Raw genomic sequence first — 17,291 nt, 5'->3', positions numbered from 1 at the left:
ACCAGCCCTCACGGCACGGTGTGATCTGGGGCTGTGTCGCTGGACTCGTCAACCTCCGCTGGCAACGCCGACTCCACCTGCCCACCCTCTGAAGGCAGAGGCCGGGCAGCGGGGCGACGTGCGCCGTCGCCCCGCTGCCCATTCAGCTACTGCGCAACGGGTCTTCAGAACAAAGAGGCCGGAGCCACCTGAAAAGCCGCGCTGAAGGGCGTCCTTTGTCAGCAGTGGCACAGGTTTCAGCCCGTCAAGCCCTTTCGCCACTGACCTGCCCGCGCCCCCGCCTTATGCTCTGGGCATGACCGCCGCCGACGCCTCTCAACCTCACATTCACCTGCCGGACGGCTCCTGCTGCGGGCCTAAGAAGTTCGCGCACCTGCACCAGCACACCCAGTACAGCCTCCTCGACGGCGCGGCTAAGCTCAAGGACCTGCTGAAGTGGGCCAAGGAGGTCACGCCCGAGGGTTGCCCGCCCGCCCTCGCCATGACCGACCACGGCAACATGCACGGGGCGGTGCATTTCTACAACTACGCGGTGGGGATGGGGGTCAAGCCGATTATCGGCTACGAGGCCTACGTGGTGCCGGGCGTGGGCACCCGCCGCGACCGCACCCGCGGCCAGGACGGCGAGAAGGGCATCTTTCACCTCACCCTGCTGGCCCGTGACTTCGAGGGCTACCAGAACCTCTGCCGCCTCAGCAGCCGCGGCTACACCGAAGGCTACTACTACAAGCCCCGCATCGACCACGAGCTGTTGCGGGAGCACCACAAAGGGGTCATTGCCTTTTCGGGCTGCCTGGGGTCGGAGGTGCAGCAACTGCTGCTCCAGGGGCGTGAGGAGGAGGCGAAACAGCGGCTGCTGTGGTACCGCGACCTGTTCGGGGAGAACTACTTCATCGAGATTCAGGACCACGGCCTGCCCGAGCAGAAGAGGAACAACCCCATCCTGAAAGCCTGGGCGCAGGAACTGGGCATCGGCATGGTCGCTACCAACGACGGCCACTACGTCAAGAAGACCGACGCCACCGCCCACGAGACGCTCCTTGCCATCCAGACCAAGGCCACGCTGGCCGACGAGAACCGCTTCAAGTTCCCCTGCGACGAGTTCTACGTGAAGGGCCTGGACGAGATGCAGGCGGCCCTGCCGGTGTCCGAGTGGGGCGAGGAACCCTTCGACAACACCGCCCGCATCGCGGAGATGTGCAACGTGGACCTGCCGGTGGGCAAGAAGCGCGTGTACCAGATGCCCGCCCTGCCCATCCCCGAGGGCCGCACGATGGCCGAGGAACTGCGGGTGCAGACCTACCGCGGCACCGTGAAGCGCTATCCCGGCCACGCGACCGAGGGGCTGCTGCGCGACTACGCGACCCGCTCGCTGGAGGCCCTGGGCGCGGAGGACCGGGCGAAGGTGCTGGCGCGCGTCAGCGGCTGCGACGCCACAACCTGCGACCTCGAAACGCTCCTCACCCTGCTCGCCTTCATGGGCAGCGAGTGGGAGGCGCGCGGCAAGGCGGCGGGCGAGAAGTACACGCCCTACCCCGCGTTGGAACAGATGGAAGCTGAGGCCGAGGCCGGGAAACTCCTCGCCTACGCCCACGAGGACTGCCGCCGGGCCAGGCAGAAGGACAGCGACACGGCCATCGAACTCGACCCGCAGGCCGACGACGAGGAAACCACCCGCGCCCACCACCGTCACGCCCTGGTCATCCTGCGCCGCGCCGAGTACGAACTCTCGGTGATCAACAACATGGGCTTCCCCGACTACTTCCTGATCGTCGCGGACTACATCAACTGGGCCAAGGATCAGGACATCAGCGTGGGGCCGGGGCGTGGGTCGGGCGCAGGGTCGCTCGTCGCCTACGCCATCCGCATCACCAACCTCGACCCCCTCGAGTTCGAGCTGCTGTTCGAGCGCTTCCTGAACCCCGACCGCATCTCGATGCCCGACTTCGACATCGACTTCAACGACGCGCGCCGGGGCGAGGTCATCCAGTACGTGCAGCAGAAGTACGGCGACGACAAGGTGGCCCAGATCGCTACCTTCGGGACGATGGCCTCCAAGGCGTGCCTCAAGGACGTGGCGCGCGTGATGGGCCTGGAATACGCCAAGGTGGACAAGGTCAGCAAACTGATTCCGATCAAGTTCGGCAAGAGCTACAGCCTGGAGCAGGCCCGCGAATCCGTGCCCGATATTCAGCAGATGCTCGCGGAGGACGGGCAACTGCTCGAAGCCTATGAATTCGCGCAGAAACTGGAAGGCCTGACCCGCCACGCCTCGGTCCACGCGGCAGGCGTGGTGATCGGCAAGACCCAGCTCACCGACCTGGTGCCCGTGATGCGCGACTCTGGCGGCGAGGGCATGGTCTGCCAGTACGACATGAAGGCCGTGGAGGACATCGGCCTGATCAAGATGGACTTCCTGGGGCTGCGCACCCTCTCCTTCCTGGATGAAGCCCGGCGCATCCTGCGCGAGTCGCGCGGCATCGAGATGGATTTCGACACCATCCCCTTCGACGACGAGCAGACCTTCGAGCTGCTCTCGCGCGGCGACACCAAGGGCGTGTTCCAGCTCGAAGGGGCGGGCATCGCGGACGCCTCCCGCCGCCTGAAACCCCGCCGCCTTGCGGACATCATCGCCCTCTCGGCGCTGTACCGCCCCGGCCCAATGGAGAACATCCCCACCTACGTCCGCCGCCACCACGGCGTCGAGGAGGTGGACTACGTCAAGGACGGCTTCCCGACCTCCGCGCAGTGGTTGGAAAAGATCCTGGCCGAAACCTACGGTATCCCCGTCTACCAGGAACAGATCATGCAGATCGCCTCCGAGGTCGCGGGCTTCAGCCTGGGCGGGGCCGACCTCTTGAGGCGCGCCATGGGCAAGAAGGACGCCGAGGAGATGAAGCGGCAGCGGCAGATCTTCGTGGAGGGTGCGGAAAAGAACGGTGTTCCCAAGGACGAGGGGAATAAACTCTTTGATTTGCTGGACGCATTTGCGAACTACGGATTCAATAAGAGTCATAGTGCCGCGTATGGTGTAATTACTTATCAGACCGCATGGTTGAAAGCAAATTACCCTGTTGAGTTTATGGCGGCACTTCTGACTGTAGAACGCCGCGATTCCGATAAAGTCGCAGAGTACGTTTCTGACGCCCGCAAGATGGACGTGCGGGTGCTGCCCCCCGACATCAACCGTTCCGCGCCCGACTTCGCGGTGCAGGGCGACGAGATTCTGTTCGGCCTGTATGCCATCAAGGGCCTGGGCGAGGGCGCGGTGCAGCGGATTCTGGAGGAACGCGAGAAGAGCGGGCCGTTCAAGTCGCTGGCCGACTTCTGCTCAAGGTTGGGCAACAAGGTCTGCAACCGCAAGGCGATGGAATCCCTGATCAAGTCGGGGGCCTTCGACCGCTTCGGGGAGCGCTGCCAGCTGATGGAGAGCCTGGAAGAGGCGATGGCCTGGGCGCAGGGCGCGGCAGCGATGGCGAACAGCGGCATGGACGCCCTGTTCGGCATGAACGAGACGGCCCCCGAACCCAAACTCCGCGCGGGCGTCGAGGCCTACACCGACCTCCAGCGCCTCGCCATCGAGAAAGAAGCCCTGGGTCTTTACATCAGCGGGCACCCCCTGGAACAGCACGAGGGGCTGCGTGAGGCGGCCAGTTGCCGCATCTCCGACCTGGACACCTGGTTCCAGACGCAGAACGTCGCGCCGGGCAAGCGCCTCAAGGCGGTGCTGGCGGGCATGATCGAGAGCGTGGTCAAGAAGCCCACCAAGTCCGGCGGCATGATGGCCCGCTTCATCCTCGCGGACGAGTCGGGGCAGACCGAGCTGGTGGCCTTTTCACGCGCCTACGACCGTATCCACGAGAAGCTGGTCAACGACACGCCTGCCCTGGTGATCGTGGAACTGGAATCGGAAGATGGCGGTCTGCGCGCCATCGCGGAGGAAGTCGTCAGCGTCGAGCAACTGGGCGAGGTGCCCAAGGTCATGTACGTGACCATCGACCTGGAAACGGCCACGCCCGACGCGGTGGGCGAGTTCCAGAGCGTGCTGGACGAACACGCCGGGTCCATGCCCACCTACCTGCGCCTGGAAACCCCCGAGCAGTTCGTGGTCTACCAGCTCGACCACAACATGGGAAGCAGTGACGCCATCCGGGCGCTGAACCAGACCTTCCCCTGGGCCGACGCCTACCTCGCCTACGACCAGGGCACGATTCTGAGCCGCTTCGCGCCCAAGCCGCCCGCGTGGATGAACAAGGGGCGGGGAATGCAGGCGTGACGGAAGAGGAGAGGGCGTAGCTGGCCCTCTCCTCTTCTGTGGCAGCCCGCAGCAGGAAAAAAAACGGACCTTCCGGCCCGCCTTCCCTCTGTCCTGTCCCTGCTCCGCTTCTACGCGAACTGGTGGCGCATCAGCGAGAGCTTGAGTTCATGGGGGCTGGTGGCCGATTGCAGGGCGTCCTCCTCGGTCATCAGGTCTTCCTTGACCAGCTCGGCGAGGTGCTGGTCGAAGGTGTGCATGCCGTGCAGGCCGCCTTCTTGCAGGGCCTGCTTGATTTCCTCGGTGCGGTCGGCGTCCTTGATGCACTCGCGGACGGTGGGGGTGCCCAGCAGGATTTCCATGCCCAGCACCCGGCCCCCGCCCTTGCGCGGCAGCAGGCGCTGGCTGACCACGCCCACCAGGCTCTCCGAGAGGCCCAGGCGAATCTGGTCGCGTTCGTGCGGTGCGAAGAAGTCGATGATGCGGTTCACGGTGCGGATGGCGTCGAGCGTGTGCAGCGTGCTGAAGACCAGGTGGCCGGTCTGGGCGGCGGAGAGGGCGGCTTCCACCGTTTCCTTGTCGCGCATCTCGCCGATCAGGATCACGTCGGGGTCCTGGCGCATGGAGGCGCGCAGCCCCGCCGCGAAACTCAGGGTGTCGCTGCCCAGTTCGCGCTGGGATATCATGGCCTGCTTGTCGCGGTGCAGGATCTCGATGGGGTCTTCCAGGGTGACGATGTTCACCGGGCTGGTCGTGTTGATGTGGTTGATCAGTGAGGCCAGGGTGGTGGTCTTGCCCGACCCGGTGGGGCCAGTCACCAGCACCAGCCCGCGTTCGTGTGCGCCCAGCGCCTCGAAGGTGGCCTGGGGCAGGCCCAGTTCCGCGAAGCTGGGAATCGGCTTTTCCTCGATCACGCGCATGATCAGGCCGATGGTGCCGCGCTGGTAGTAGGCATTGACCCGGAAGCGGGCGAGGCCGGACACGCCGTAGGCGAAGTCGCTGTCTCGGCGCGCGAGGAATTCTTCCCACAGGCCGGGGCGCGTCATCATCTCGCGGGCGAACCCCTCGACGTGGTCGGGCAGCAGCCGGTCCTCGCCGAAGCGCACCATGTCGCCGTTCACGCGGGCGGCGGGGGGACTCCCGACCCGGAGGTGAATGTCACTGGCCCCCGCCTTCACCATGACACCGAGTAAGGCCTGCAAGACGCTCATGCCCCCGACTCTACGCAGCCCCCTCTTACAGTTTTGCTGCACGGCGGGCTGTGCTGTGCGGCCGGGACTCGGGGAGGATGCGGGAGATGCGGCGAAATCTGGCCGCGCCTCCTCCTATACTTGACCCACATGAAACCCTTTGCGTCTCAGGGCCTGGGGCTGCTGCTGGCCGGGGGATGGGCCGCTGGGCTGGCGCTGCTCTCGCTGGTGCTCCTGACCTCGCTGTGGCCCTACCTGCCCCACCTGGAATGGCCGGACGACACCGCCCTGATGGTCGCGGCGTTCGAGGCGCTGCTAATGGGAGCCGGCGTGTGCGGGGCCGGGCTGTCGTTCAGTCTGTGGGCCTGGCTGCGGGCGCTGCCGCAACGGGCAGCCGGGGCACGGCGCGTCTTCAGCGGGTTCGCGTGGGCGCTGCGCCTGCTGCTGCTGGGCAGCCTGCTGGCCTTTTTCGTCGAGCGGGCGCTGAACTGGGCCTCGCCCGGCCCCTGGCACAACCTGCGGCCCGGCGTGTACTCGGCCTTCACGGGTCTGTTTGCGCTGCTGCTGGTCGCGCCGGTCGTGGCCCTGGTTTGGTCGGCGCTGGGCCGCTGGGTGCGCTGGATGGGGGCGGCCACGGCCCAGGCCTCCCAGACGGCCCAAGCCCAGACGGCCCAAGCCCAGACAGCACAGGCCCCCGGCCTCCACAGCCTCCACCGGGGCGTTTCCACGCCGCTGCGGGTGCTGGCCGCCGTGCTGCTGGGCATCGGCCTGTTCCTGCTGCCCGTGCAGATGGTCACCCGCGCGCCCTCCGAGAAGATGCTGAGTACGGTCGAGCAGGTGCTGGCGGCGCACGGGGCGCTGCTGATGCCCGCCGTCATGCTGAGCGGTCTGGCCGCGGGCGGCGCGCTGTGGCTGTGGGCCGGCCTGGGCGAGCAGGTCACGCATCTGCTCGCTCCCCAGCGCAGCCGCACCAGCGAGCTGTGGCAGCAGGCGGCCCGGCGCTAGGCCAGGATGGGAACTGGACACAGAGCAAGAGGCGGGAGCCAGTGTGCCCGCCTCTTGCTCTGCCCGCAATCCGTCCCTTTTGCTTTTCCCTGCGGTCGGGTTCCCCCTAATAGATGAACCGCATCAGACCTTCTGCACCTCTCCGGGCTGGCCCCAGGGGTCAAGGACGACCTTGACGCAGCCGTCGTGCTTGTCGCGGAAGGTCTTGTAGAGTTCCGGGGCCTCGTCCAGAGAGGCGCGGTGGGTGATCACGAAGCTGGGGTCGATCTGGCCCGACTGGATGCGGTCGAGCAGCGGCAGCACGTAGCGGTGGGTATGGGTCTGGCCCAGGCGGAAGGTCAGGCCCTTGCCGAACGCCGCGCCCAGCGGGAACTTGTCCACCAGCCCGGCATACACGCCCGGCATGCTGACGGTGCCGCCCTTGGCACAGCTCAGGATGGCCCAGCGCACGGCGGTGATGCGGTCGAAGCTCATGCGCATCTTCTGTTCGGCGGTGTCGAGCAGCGCGCCGGGACCGTGGCCGTGCGCTTCCAGGCCCACACCGTCGATCACGTGGTCGGGGCCGCGCCCGCCGGTGGCGTCGCGCAGGGCGAGCAGCACGTCTTCCTTCTCGTAGTTGATCACCTGGCAGCCCGCCGCCTCGGCCATCCCCAGGCGCTCGGGTACGCGGTCGATCACGATCACGTGGGCCGCGCCCAGCATCAGGGCGCTGCGGGCCGCAAACTGCCCGACCGGCCCCGCCCCGAACACCGCCACCACGTCGCGGCCGGGCACGATGCCGCACTGCTCGGCGGCCTGGTAGCCGGTGGGGAAGATGTCGGTGAGAAACAGCACCTGCTCGTCACGCAGGTCGGACTCGATCTTGAAGCACCCTACGTCCGCGAAGGGCACGCGCACGAACTGCGCCTGTCCGCCCGCGTATCCGCCGAACATGTGGGTATAGCCGAAGAGGCCGCCGGGACTCATCGCACCGTACAGCGCCTCCACCGTCCGCGCGTTGGGGGCGGGGTTGGAGTTGTCGCAGGCGCTAAATAAGCCCCGGCGGCAGGGGTCGCACACCCCGCAGGCCAGGTTGAAGGGCACGACCACCCGGTCGCCCACCTTCACGTTGCGCACGTCGCGGCCCACCTCCACAATCTCGCCCATGAACTCGTGCCCCACGATGTCCCCCCGCTCCATGCCGGGGATGAAGCCGTCGAGCAGGTGCAGGTCCGAGCCGCAGATGGCGGTGGAGGTGACGCGCACGATGGCGTCGGTCTGAAGAATGAGGGTGGGGTCGGGCACGCGCTCGACGCCCACCTTGTTGGTGCCCTGCCAGACGACGGCCTTCACTGCTGTCCCCCCTTCGCGGCGCGGCCGCTGCTCTGGCCCTCGGTGGTGGGGTAGTACCCCAGTTCCTGTTCCCGTTTGAAGCGCAACAGGTCGTCGCGGAGCTGCTGCGAAGGCTCCTGCCCGGTGAGGCGGGCAATCACCGCGCCGGTGGTGCCGCCGGGTGCCCGGTAGGCCAGGTTCACCCGGATCTCGGTGCCCCGGTCGCCGGGAGCGGGCCGGAACAGCACCTCGCCGCTGTTCTCGACCGCCGCGCCGGGCAGCGACTGCCACGCGATGCGGCGTCCCGGCTCGTCGGCGGTGAGTTCGGCCTCCCAGCTCACGTCGCCCACCGGCCCCGGCACCGTCCAGCGAGAGCGCCGCTCGTCCAGAACCTCCACCGACTTGAGGTGGCGCATCAGCAGCGGCAGGTTGGTCAGATTCCGCCAGACCGCGTAGAGGTCCTCGGGCGACTTCCCGACCGTGATGGCGTCACTCACCAGCGTGTCGCCCTCCTCGTTCTGGCGAATCTTGAGGGCGGTCGCCAGCGGGTTGGTCCCGGTGGCGGCCATGCCCGCCAGCCCCACGCCCACTGCCCCCAGCAGCAGCCGTTCCAACGCACCGCCGCGCAGGCTCAGCGTCAGGGCGGCCAGCCCCAGCACCCCCATCACCCCGCGCTCGGTGGGCGAGAGCAGGGATTCGGTGCTGTGCTGCCGGTAAGGCCGGGGCGACGGGCTGTTCGGTGACAGGTCGGCTGTCATGGGCACCCCCACAGGGAAAAAGTCAACATGGCCCATTCGACCCGTTCCGCGCCCGGCCAAAGTGTGCCCCTGTTACGGTATGGACAAGCCCTCAAGGGAAGGTCAAGGCCGGGGTAGGTCAGGAATGGGGCGGGACGTGCAGGTGCTCCACCGCGCCCACCAGTCCGAGCACCTGGAGCCGCCGCGCGATGAGGGAACGGTGGCAGGCGGCGGGGTCGGCCTCGTAGCACAGCAGGCAGACCCGCTCACGCGCGGCGAGTGCCCCCAGTTCCGCCAGCGCCTCGCCCTGGGTGGCGAGGTGGGCGTGATAGCCGCGTTCCAGCAGGGCAAAGTCGTGGCTGAGGCGGTACTCCTTGCGGAGGCTGGGCGGCGTGCCCAGCGCGCGCAGGTGGCGGTAGCCGATGCCGCGTTCCGCCAGTGCCTGCCCCAGCGCGGTCTTGCTGTAGCCCCGGCGGCGGCTCTGGGCACGCTCGCGGGTGTCCACCAGCAGCGTGATGCCGTGCTCCTCCAGGGTGGCGAGAAAGGCGTCCAGGTCGGCCTCTTCATAGCCGAGAGTGAGGAGGGTGGACAGGGTCATGCGCGGTTCATGGCCTACTCGCCCAGCGCCTTGAGGTCCTTGGCCCCGCGCAGCTTGCGGCTTTCCAGGTCGGCGTGCTGGGTCAGGTAGCGCAGCCAGGCCTTGGGGGTCAGCGGTCCCAGGCCGTTGTGTTCCACCTTCAGGTCGTCCTGGGGGGGTGCGGCGTGGAGCTGGCGGGCCAGGTCCACCGTCTGTGCGCGCGTCTGCGACAGCAGGTTCTGAAGCTCGCGCAGGGTGGTGCCCGCGCCGGGCTTGTAGGGGTGATGCTCGTCGCGCTCGAAGGCGCGCTGGCCCAGCGCTGCCCGCAGCCGGTTCTGCCCCCAGCGCTCGATGCCGATGATATGGGTCAGGACCGCGCGGTTGGCGTCGGTGTCGGCGGCCCGCGTGGCCCGCTGCGCCAGGAAGACGCCGCCGCGCTCCAGCCCCTGCCCCAGGTCGGTGTAGCTCATGCGCCCGGCGGGCCGCTCCAGCCCCTGCGCCACAAAGAACTCCTTCACGTCGCCTTTGTGGTTGCGGGCCACGTAGGCGGCCCCGGCGGCAACCCCCACCGTCGCCACCGTCACGACGGCGGGCACGAACACCTTGCTGCGCTTGGTCATGAACTCAGTCTAAGGTTTTCCCGGCGTCACCACGCCACCCGGCGTGCTAATCAACCGGACCACCGAGTCGGCGGGGCAGGGGAGGCCGTCCAGCAGCATCAGCGGATGTGCCAGCGTGTACTCGGGCAGGTCCAGCTTCAACCCCCGCGCGCCCCACCCGAAGCCCTTGCCCAGCCGCCCGCCCTGACGGTCCGCCGCCACGCAGGCGAGGACGGCGGCCTGCGCGCCCTCGGGCTGGAGGCGCGGTTCGCCTACCGCCGCCATCCGGCTGAGCTGCGCGCCCGCCAGTTCGGTGAGCCGCCAGTACCAGCCTTCTTTTTTCTGGTGCGGCACGTACAGCGTCAGGCCTGCCTCCAGCGCGAGCTTGCGCAGCGGCAGCAACACCCGCTCCGGCCCTGCCACCAGCACGCGCACGCCTGCCAGCTCGGGGTGCGCCAGCAGGTGCCGCGCCGCGTCCCTGGCCCGCGCGAAGTTGGGGTGGTGGCCGTGGGGGGGCAGCGGGTAGCTCACCGCCCGTGTGGCGGCCAGCCGGTTCCACATCGCCTCGCGGCAGGCCCCGGCAGTGAGCGGCCCCGTCAAGTTCGGCTCAGCCCTCGCCCGTCTCTTCCAGGGTGGGCTTGCGGGTCTGGCTGGGGGTGGGGTCGGGGAAGGCGGGATTGGCCTTGCGGCCCGGCTCGTGCGGCCACGTGCGGGCGTCCACGCTGTACTCTTGCGGGTCGCGCAGCTTGTAGCGGGTGACGCGGGCGGGCACGCCCATCGCGATGCCGTGCGGCGGAATGTCGCCGCGCAGCAGGGCGTGGGTGGCGAGCATCGCGTCGTCGCTGACCACGCTGCCCGCCAGGATGGTCGAGTGGTAGGTGAGGCGCGCGCCCCGGCCAATCACCGTGCGGCGCAGGGTCACGTCGGGGCCGTCCAGCACCGAGTGCGTATGGCTGTAGATGTTCACGTAGTCGCTGACGGAAGCCCCGTCCTGCAACTCGATGCCCCCGATGTCGTCGAGCAGCACGTGGCGGTGGACCACCACGTCGTCCCCGACTTCCATGTTGTAGCCCACCGAGAACTCCACGTTCTGCCAGCATTTGAAGTTGCGGCCCACCCGCTTGAAGATGCGCTCGGCCAGCAGACGGCGCACGGGAATCCCCAGCACCGGATTCTGGCCGGTGGGCGTCAGGTCGAGGTTCTTCCACAGCCACAGCAGCGGCTTGACCTGCGCGAACCTCGAAGCGTCGGTCGCCATGTAGTACTCGGCCTCGAAGGTCACGTTGCGCGCGTCGAGGTTCAGGGCGGCCAGCGGCGCGTCGGCCAGGAGCTGCCCGTACTCGCGCCCGTACATGGCCTGGGCCAGCACCTCGCGGGCCAGCACGTTCCGGTCCGTCCGCGGGTCCGCCAGCCTGGCCTCCAGGTCACGCAGAAACTCGCTGTACGCCGCCTGCGCGTTCGCGTCGATGCTCACCGGCTTCAGCCAAGTCACGTGCGCACTGTAGCGCGCCGCCCGCCTTCCGCACTAGAGTTTAAAGCGGTTTCTAAAAACGTCTAGGCAGGGCCGGGCCAGAGGGGGTGGGCCAGAGGAGACAGGTCAGAGCCGCTCGAAGTCCCAGCCTGCCGGGTGGCCGTCCCGGTAGGGCATGACACCGTGAAACATGCGGGGGTCGTCGTCAAAGACCAGCGGCAGAAAGAGCCGGTCTCCCTCCCAGAGCGGCAACTCGCCGCCCAGGAGCCGGGCCAGGGGTTGCCAGGACAGGGTGCCCTCCGCATTGGCGGCCGGCGGGGTGCCCTCGAAGGCTTCAATCAGGAAAATGAAGCCCAGCCAGTCCTCACCATTCTGGCCGAAGCCGGGCCAGCTCAGCGTGCCCCGCAGGCTCATGCGGGTGGCGGTGATGCCCGCCTCCTCCAGCAGTTCCCGCCGCAGGCCCGCCGTGACGCTCTCGTCGCGCTCCAGCTTGCCGCCCAGCCCGACGTACTTGCCCAGGTGGTGGTCGCCCGGACGGGTATCGCGGTGAAGCAGCAGCACCTCCCGGCGGTCAGGCGAGAGGACGTAGCCGAGCGTGCCGAGGATGGGCTGGTAGGGCATCGCTGGAGAGACTAACGCTGTCCGTCCTGCGTTAGACCGTGCCCAGCGTTTCCGGCAGCGCCTCCAGCACCCGCACCTCGTAGCCCAGGGCGCGGGCGGCCGTCTCGGTGGCGGGCAGCACGTCCGACCCCGGCAGCGCCAGCAGGTGCAGTTCGCGCACGGCGCGGCCTCGCAGTTCGGCGTCCAGCGCGCTGCCCGCGAAGGCGTCGGGTCCGGCCGCCCGCACCGGGAGGTCGTTCGCCTCCGAGCGGAAGTCGGGGTGCAGCACCCACCCGCGCGAGAAGGTCTCGAACGGCGTCTCCGGCGCGCCGTCCCACTGCACATGCACGACCAGATGCCCCGCCGCCCGCGCCGCCCTCACCTGCGCCTGCCAGGCCTGCGACACAGCCTGTTCCGCCGGATGGTCCTCCAGGTGATGCCGCTGGGCGGTCAGCAGCACGAGGGCGGTGGGCGTGAGGGTCATGGGGGGGATGATAGTGCGTGGGGCGCGGTGCGCGGTACGCGGGGAAAGACTGGACCCCACCGCGTACCGCGCACCGCGTCCCTCCCCCCTCACTCCACCTTCATGCTCATGATGCTGGCCCCGGCGTCCACGTACACCGTCTGCCCGGTCACGCCGCTGCCCAGGTCGCTGAGCAGGAAGAGGGCCAGCCCGCCGACCTCCTCGGGGGTGGCGTTACGGCCCAGGGGCGCACTCTGGGCGGCCTTCTCGTACATGGTGCCGAAGCCGGGGATGGAGCGGGCGGCGATGGTCCGCATCGGCCCGGCGCTGATGGTGTTCACGCGCACGCCCGCCGCGCCCAGCTCGGAGGCGAGGTAGCGGGTGGCCGCCTCCAGGGCCGCCTTCGCCACGCCCATCACGTTGTACTTGGGGACCACCTGCTGCGAGGCGTGGTAGGTGAGGCTGACGATGCTGCCGCCCTCGCGCAGCAGCGGTTCGGCATGCCGCGCGGCGCTCACCAGCGTGTACGCGCTGACGTTCAGGGCCGTGTTCCAGTCGTCGGGCGTGGTGTCGAGGAAGCGGCCCTCCATCGCCGTGCGCGGCGCGAAGCCGATGGAGTGGACGAGGTAATCCAGGTGCCCGAACTCGTCCCGGACGCGGGCAAAGAGGGCGGTCAGGTCGTCCTCGCTCGTCGCGTCGGCCTGCTGGATCCAGGTGCCGTCCCGCCCGGCAGTCAGTTTCTCCAGCTCGGGCTTGAGGCGCTCGCCCTGGTACGAGAAGCCCACGCGGCACCCCGCCGCGAGAAGCTGCTCCGCGATGGCCCAGCCCAGGCTGCGGGCGTTGGCGACACCCATCACCAGGGCGGTCTTGCTGGACAGGTCAACGGTTACGCTCATGGGGGCGACTGTAGCAGCGGCAGGGCCAGGACTGCTGAAGCGGGTGCAAAAGAGGCAGAAGGTGGGTGGCGCGGGCTTTCCCGGCCTTTTGCCATCCGCCTTCTGCCTTCTGCCATCCGCCTCTCTGCCCCCACCGGGGGATTGACGCGTCAGAATCCGGTGAGAGATGACGCGAGATACTGACCGCCTGATGCTCCTGCGTTCCCCGGTCCTGCCCGTCCCGCACGCGTTCACCACGCGCGGCGGGGGCGTGTCGCAGGGACCCTACGCGGGCCTGAATCTCGACGACCGCGAGGACGACCCGCAGGCCGTGGCCGAGAACCGCCGCCGGGTGGCGGAGGCGCTGGGCTTCGGTGTGGGGCGGCTTGCCCGCCTGAATCAGGTCCACGGCAACGACGTGCGGGAGGCCTCGCCCGGCGTGCAGGAAGGGGACGCCCTGGTGAGCACCGAGCCGGGGCTGCTGCTCGCCATCGGCACCGCCGACTGCTACCCGCTGTTGCTGGCCGACCCGCAGGCCGGGGTGGTCGGGGCGGCCCACGCAGGCTGGCGCGGCACGCTGGGGCGCATCGCGGCGCGGACGGTGGAGGCGATGGTGGAACGTGGCGCGACGCCGGCCCACATCCGCGCGGCGGTCGGCCCCGGCATCAGCGGCGAGCAGTACCCAGTCGGGGCGGACGTGGCCCGCGGCTTCCGGGAAGCGGGGCTGGGAGCGTTCATGCTGGAGAGCGGCAGGCAATCCCATCTCGACCTGGCGGGCGCGAACCGGGCCGTGCTGCTGGCGGTGGGCCTGCGCCCCGAACACGTCTGGGTCAGCGGGCGCTGCTCCACCGAGGCCGACTTCTACTCGTACCGGCGCGACGCGGGCCGCACTGGGCGGATGTGGGCGGTCATTGGGCTGCCGCCTGTCCCGGCCGGGCGGGGGGGGGAGGCATGAGCCTGCTGCGCCCGCGCGACGTGCTGGACCACATCCACGACATCACCCCCGAGTTCCTGGCGGGGCGCGGCCTGCGGGGGCTGCTGCTGGACCTCGACAACACCCTGATTCCCTACGGCAGCTACGAGGAGCGGGCGGACGTGATGGGCTGGGCGGCGGAGCTGCGCCGGGCCGGTATCCGGCTGTACCTGCTGAGCAACGCCACCAGCCGGCGCGCCCGTTTCTGGGTGGAGAAGCTCGGCTTCGAGGGCGTGGGGATGGCCGGCAAACCCAACCCGCGCGCCTTTCGCCGGGCGCTGGAGACGCTGGGCCTGCCCGCGTGGCAGGTGGGCATGGTGGGCGATCAACTGTTCACCGACGTGCTGGGCGGCAATCTGGCGGGGATGCACACCATCCTGGTGCGGCCCCTGACGGTCAATGCGCTGCCGCACACCCGCGTGACGCGGCGGCTGGAGCGCACGGTGCTGAGAAGGTATGGACACGACTGGAAGCCCTGAGCGCGGCGCGCGCGGGAGCGACGAGGCAATGACGCAGGTGCGGAGAATGGAGGCAAACGGTGGCACTCTCGATTGGTGACAGGCGGCTGGGCGCAATTTTGCTCGAACAGGGGTACGTCAACGACACGGACCTGCAAAAGGCGCTGGTGCGCCACGCGGAGGTCGGCGGGCGACTGGCCGACATCCTGATCGACTCCGGGCAGGTGGGCGAGAAGCGCATCGCGCGCGCCATCGAGGAGGCACTGGGGATTCCGCTGGTGAACCTGCTGGTGGTGACGCCCGAGGCGGGGGCGCTCTCGGCCATCCGTGCGGAGACGGCGCAGCAGGTGCAGGCCTTTCCCTTCGCGCTGGAGGGCCAGACCCTGCGGGTGGCGCTGGTGGACCCCCTGTCCAGCGTGGCGCTGGAGGCGCTGGAGGACGACAGCGGCCTGAACATCGAGCCGTATCAGGCCCTGCGCGATCAGGTGCAGTGGTCCATCGCCACCTACTACCCTGAACTCGGCCTGACGCCCGTGCTGCCCAGCGACACCGGCGGCAGCCGGGGCGGCGGCAAGCTGGGCGAGCGGCTGATGGACCGCGGCATGCTGACCGACGCGCAGCTTCAGGTGGCGCTCGACGCGCAGCAGCAGACCGGCGAGGCGCTGGGCAACACGCTGGTGACCCAGGGCGTCATCACGGAAGACCAGCTCTACGAGGTGCTGGCCGAGCAGGCGGGCGCGGTGTACCTGCGCAATCCCCGCGACTTCCACCCCACCGAGGACGTGCTGGGCAGCCTGCTGCGTGCCGACGCGCTGCGCCTCTCCGCCGTGCCGGTGGACGAGACCGACCAGGGCATCACCGTGATCGCCACCGACCCGCGCCGCCTGGGCGAGATCGAGGCGCTGCTGGGACGGCCCGTGCAACTGGTGCTCGCCAAGCCGCGCGATCTGGAGGGCCTGATCGAGCGCTACTACCCGCAGCGCGGCCGCCTGGGCGAGCAGATGGTCCAGCAGGGCAGCTTGTCGCGCGCGCAGCTGCGCGAAGCCCTCCAGGTGCAGGCGCGCGGCGGCAAGGTCAAGCCGCTGGGCGAGGTGATCGTGGAGCTGGGCTTCGCGGGGGCCGACGAGATCGACGCCGCCCTCCAGAAGCAGAACGCGGGCGGGGGCCGCCTGGAGGACACGCTGGTGCAGTCGGGCAAGATCAGCCCCGAGATGCTGGCGCGCTCGCTGGCCGCGCAGCTCGGCTACGAGTACCTCGACCCGGTGCAGAACCCGCCCGACGCGCAGGTCGCCCTGATGATTCCCGAGGCCACCGCGCGGCGCTACGCGGTGGTGCCGGTGCGGCTCCAGGGCGAGGCGCTGGTCATCGCCATGAAGGACCCGCGCAACGTGTTCGCGCTGGACGACCTCAAGCTGATTACGGGGCGCGAGATCGTGCCGGCGGTGATGGCCGAAAAGGACATCGTCCGCCTGATCGAGCGCTACTTCGGCAACAAGGACATGGCGGCGCTCAACCAGGAACTCGCCAAGCAGTCCAGCAAGCGCGAGGCCACCCGCGAGGCCGAACTCGACTTCTCGGCGGGCCTGGACGACAACGCCGTGGTGCGCGTGGTGGACAACCTGATCCGCGAGGCCGCGTTGCAAGAAGCGTCGGACATCCACATCGAGCCGACCGCCACCTCGCTGCGGGTGCGTTACCGCGTGGACGGCGTGCTGCGCGAGCAGCCCGAGCTGCCCAAGGGCAGTGCCCAGAGTGTCCTGGCCCGCATCAAGATCATGGGCAATCTCGATATCGCCGAGCGGCGCATTCCCCAGGACGGGCGCGTGCGCTTCCGCAAGGGCAGCATCGACATCGACCTGCGTCTCTCGACCCTGCCCACCGTGTACGGCGAGAAGGCCGTGATGCGCCTGCTGCAAAAGGCCGAGAACATCCCCGAAGTCGAGCAGCTCGGCTTTTCCGAGCACAACTTCGGGCGGTATCTGGACGTGGTGGAAAAGCCCAACGGCATCTTCCTGATCACTGGGCCGACGGGGTCGGGCAAGTCCTTTACCTCCTTTTCCACCCTCAAGCGCATCGCCCGCCCGGAAAAGAACACCACGACCATCGAGGACCCCATCGAGTACGAGATTCCGGGCATCGTGCAGTCGCAGGTGAACACGGCGGCGGGGATGACCTTTGCCCGCGCCCTGCGCGCCTTCCTGCGCCAGGACCCCGACATCATCTTCGTGGGGGAGATCCGCGACACCGAGACGGCCAAGATCGCCACCGAGGCGGCGCTGACCGGCCACCTGGTGCTCGCCACCCTGCACACCAACGACGCGCCCGGCGCGATCACCCGCCTCGACGAGATGGGCGTGGAGCCGTTCAACATCTCGGCCTCGGTGGTGGGCGTGCTGGCCCAGCGTCTGGTGCGCCGCGTCTGCACCGAGTGCCGGCAGCCCACCAACGCCGACCCCGACGTGCTGCGCCGCCTGGGCATCGGCGAGGCGGAGGTGCGCGGCGCGCAGCTCGTGCGCGGCTCGGGCTGCCCCCGCTGCGGCGGCACCGGCTACAAGGGCCGCATGGGCATTCATGAACTGATGGTGATCGACGACCCCCTGCGCCGCGCCATCGGGGCCGGGCAGACCGCCGCCGAGCTGCGCGACGTGGCCCTGGGCGAGAGCGGGATGCGCACCCTGCGCCAGGACGGCATCGAAAAGGCCCTGGCGGGGCTGACCACCCTGGAAGAAGTGCTGGCCGTCACCAGCAGTTAAGGGATGAGGGCCGAGTGATGAGTC

Annotated in this window: 15 protein-coding genes; 5 read left to right on the top strand and 10 right to left on the bottom strand. The window is 69.0% G+C overall.

Annotated features, from left to right (window positions below; all coding sequences use genetic code 11):
• The first annotated feature begins 295 nt into the window (after positions 1-295).
• Entirely contained in the window at positions 296-4,276 is a 3,981-nt protein-coding gene (dnaE, locus tag ABEA67_RS12555; protein WP_345465628.1) for a DNA polymerase III subunit alpha, read from the top strand.
• Positions 4,277-4,386: 110 nt separating this feature from the next.
• Here the strand turns inward: dnaE and ABEA67_RS12550 are convergent, their stop codons facing one another.
• Complete coding sequence (locus ABEA67_RS12550) at positions 4,387-5,466, bottom strand: PilT/PilU family type 4a pilus ATPase (protein WP_345465626.1); 1,080 nt, start codon at positions 5,464-5,466, stop codon at positions 4,387-4,389.
• Between the two features lie 129 nt (positions 5,467-5,595).
• On the opposite strand from ABEA67_RS12550, the gene ABEA67_RS12545 reads away from it, so the two are divergent.
• Positions 5,596-6,450, top strand: a complete 855-nt coding sequence (locus ABEA67_RS12545) for a hypothetical protein (RefSeq protein ID WP_345465624.1) — start codon at positions 5,596-5,598, stop codon at positions 6,448-6,450.
• Positions 6,451-6,573: 123 nt separating this feature from the next.
• On the opposite strand, the gene ABEA67_RS12540 is transcribed toward ABEA67_RS12545, so the two are convergent.
• From ABEA67_RS12540 to ABEA67_RS12500, 9 genes are all read right to left on the bottom strand, one after another.
• Positions 6,574-7,782 (bottom strand): zinc-dependent alcohol dehydrogenase, encoded by a 1,209-nt coding sequence (locus ABEA67_RS12540; protein WP_345465622.1) that lies wholly within the window; start codon positions 7,780-7,782, stop codon positions 6,574-6,576.
• Positions 7,779-8,519, bottom strand: a complete 741-nt coding sequence (locus ABEA67_RS12535) for an SRPBCC family protein (protein ID WP_345465620.1) — start codon at positions 8,517-8,519, stop codon at positions 7,779-7,781. Before ABEA67_RS12535 ends, ABEA67_RS12540 begins: the two co-directional genes overlap by 4 nt.
• A 118-nt stretch (positions 8,520-8,637) precedes the next feature.
• Positions 8,638-9,096, bottom strand: a complete 459-nt coding sequence (locus tag ABEA67_RS12530) for a DUF488 domain-containing protein (RefSeq protein WP_345465618.1) — start codon at positions 9,094-9,096, stop codon at positions 8,638-8,640.
• A gap of 14 nt (positions 9,097-9,110) precedes the next feature.
• Positions 9,111-9,695, bottom strand: a complete 585-nt coding sequence (locus ABEA67_RS12525) for a DinB family protein (protein WP_345465616.1) — start codon at positions 9,693-9,695, stop codon at positions 9,111-9,113.
• Positions 9,696-9,704: 9 nt separating this feature from the next.
• A complete protein-coding gene (locus tag ABEA67_RS12520) occupies positions 9,705-10,274 on the bottom strand; it encodes a 5-formyltetrahydrofolate cyclo-ligase (protein WP_345465613.1) in 570 nt (189 codons plus the stop codon).
• 7 nt (positions 10,275-10,281) lie between these two features.
• Complete coding sequence (locus tag ABEA67_RS12515; RefSeq protein ID WP_345465610.1) at positions 10,282-11,166, bottom strand: acyltransferase; 885 nt, start codon at positions 11,164-11,166, stop codon at positions 10,282-10,284.
• A gap of 105 nt (positions 11,167-11,271) precedes the next feature.
• Complete coding sequence (locus ABEA67_RS12510) at positions 11,272-11,766, bottom strand: NUDIX hydrolase (protein WP_345465608.1); 495 nt, start codon at positions 11,764-11,766, stop codon at positions 11,272-11,274.
• Positions 11,767-11,797: 31 nt separating this feature from the next.
• Complete coding sequence (locus tag ABEA67_RS12505) at positions 11,798-12,229, bottom strand: isochorismatase family protein (RefSeq protein WP_345465606.1); 432 nt, start codon at positions 12,227-12,229, stop codon at positions 11,798-11,800.
• Between the two features lie 89 nt (positions 12,230-12,318).
• Positions 12,319-13,104, bottom strand: a complete 786-nt coding sequence (locus ABEA67_RS12500; protein ID WP_345465603.1) for an enoyl-ACP reductase FabI — start codon at positions 13,102-13,104, stop codon at positions 12,319-12,321.
• Positions 13,105-13,270: 166 nt separating this feature from the next.
• On the opposite strand from ABEA67_RS12500, the gene pgeF reads away from it, so the two are divergent.
• From pgeF to ABEA67_RS12485, 3 genes are read left to right on the top strand one after another with little or no spacing between them, the layout of a single operon-like run.
• Positions 13,271-14,038 carry a peptidoglycan editing factor PgeF gene (pgeF, locus tag ABEA67_RS12495; protein WP_345465601.1) on the top strand — a complete coding sequence of 256 codons (768 nt, stop codon included), beginning with the start codon at positions 13,271-13,273 and terminating at the stop codon, positions 14,036-14,038.
• Complete coding sequence (locus ABEA67_RS12490; protein ID WP_345465598.1) at positions 14,035-14,535, top strand: YqeG family HAD IIIA-type phosphatase; 501 nt, start codon at positions 14,035-14,037, stop codon at positions 14,533-14,535. The genes pgeF and ABEA67_RS12490 overlap by 4 nt, the downstream gene beginning before the upstream one ends.
• A 59-nt stretch (positions 14,536-14,594) precedes the next feature.
• On the top strand, positions 14,595-17,267 hold the full coding sequence (locus ABEA67_RS12485; RefSeq protein ID WP_345465595.1) for an ATPase, T2SS/T4P/T4SS family: 2,673 nt from the start codon (positions 14,595-14,597) through the stop codon (positions 17,265-17,267).
• The last annotated feature ends 24 nt before the right edge of the window (positions 17,268-17,291 follow it).

This window comes from Deinococcus carri, assembly GCF_039545055.1.
Taxonomy (GTDB): domain Bacteria; phylum Deinococcota; class Deinococci; order Deinococcales; family Deinococcaceae; genus Deinococcus; species Deinococcus carri.
The sequence above is the reverse complement of the archived record's forward strand: the minus strand, read 5'-3'. Positions and strand labels throughout refer to the sequence as shown.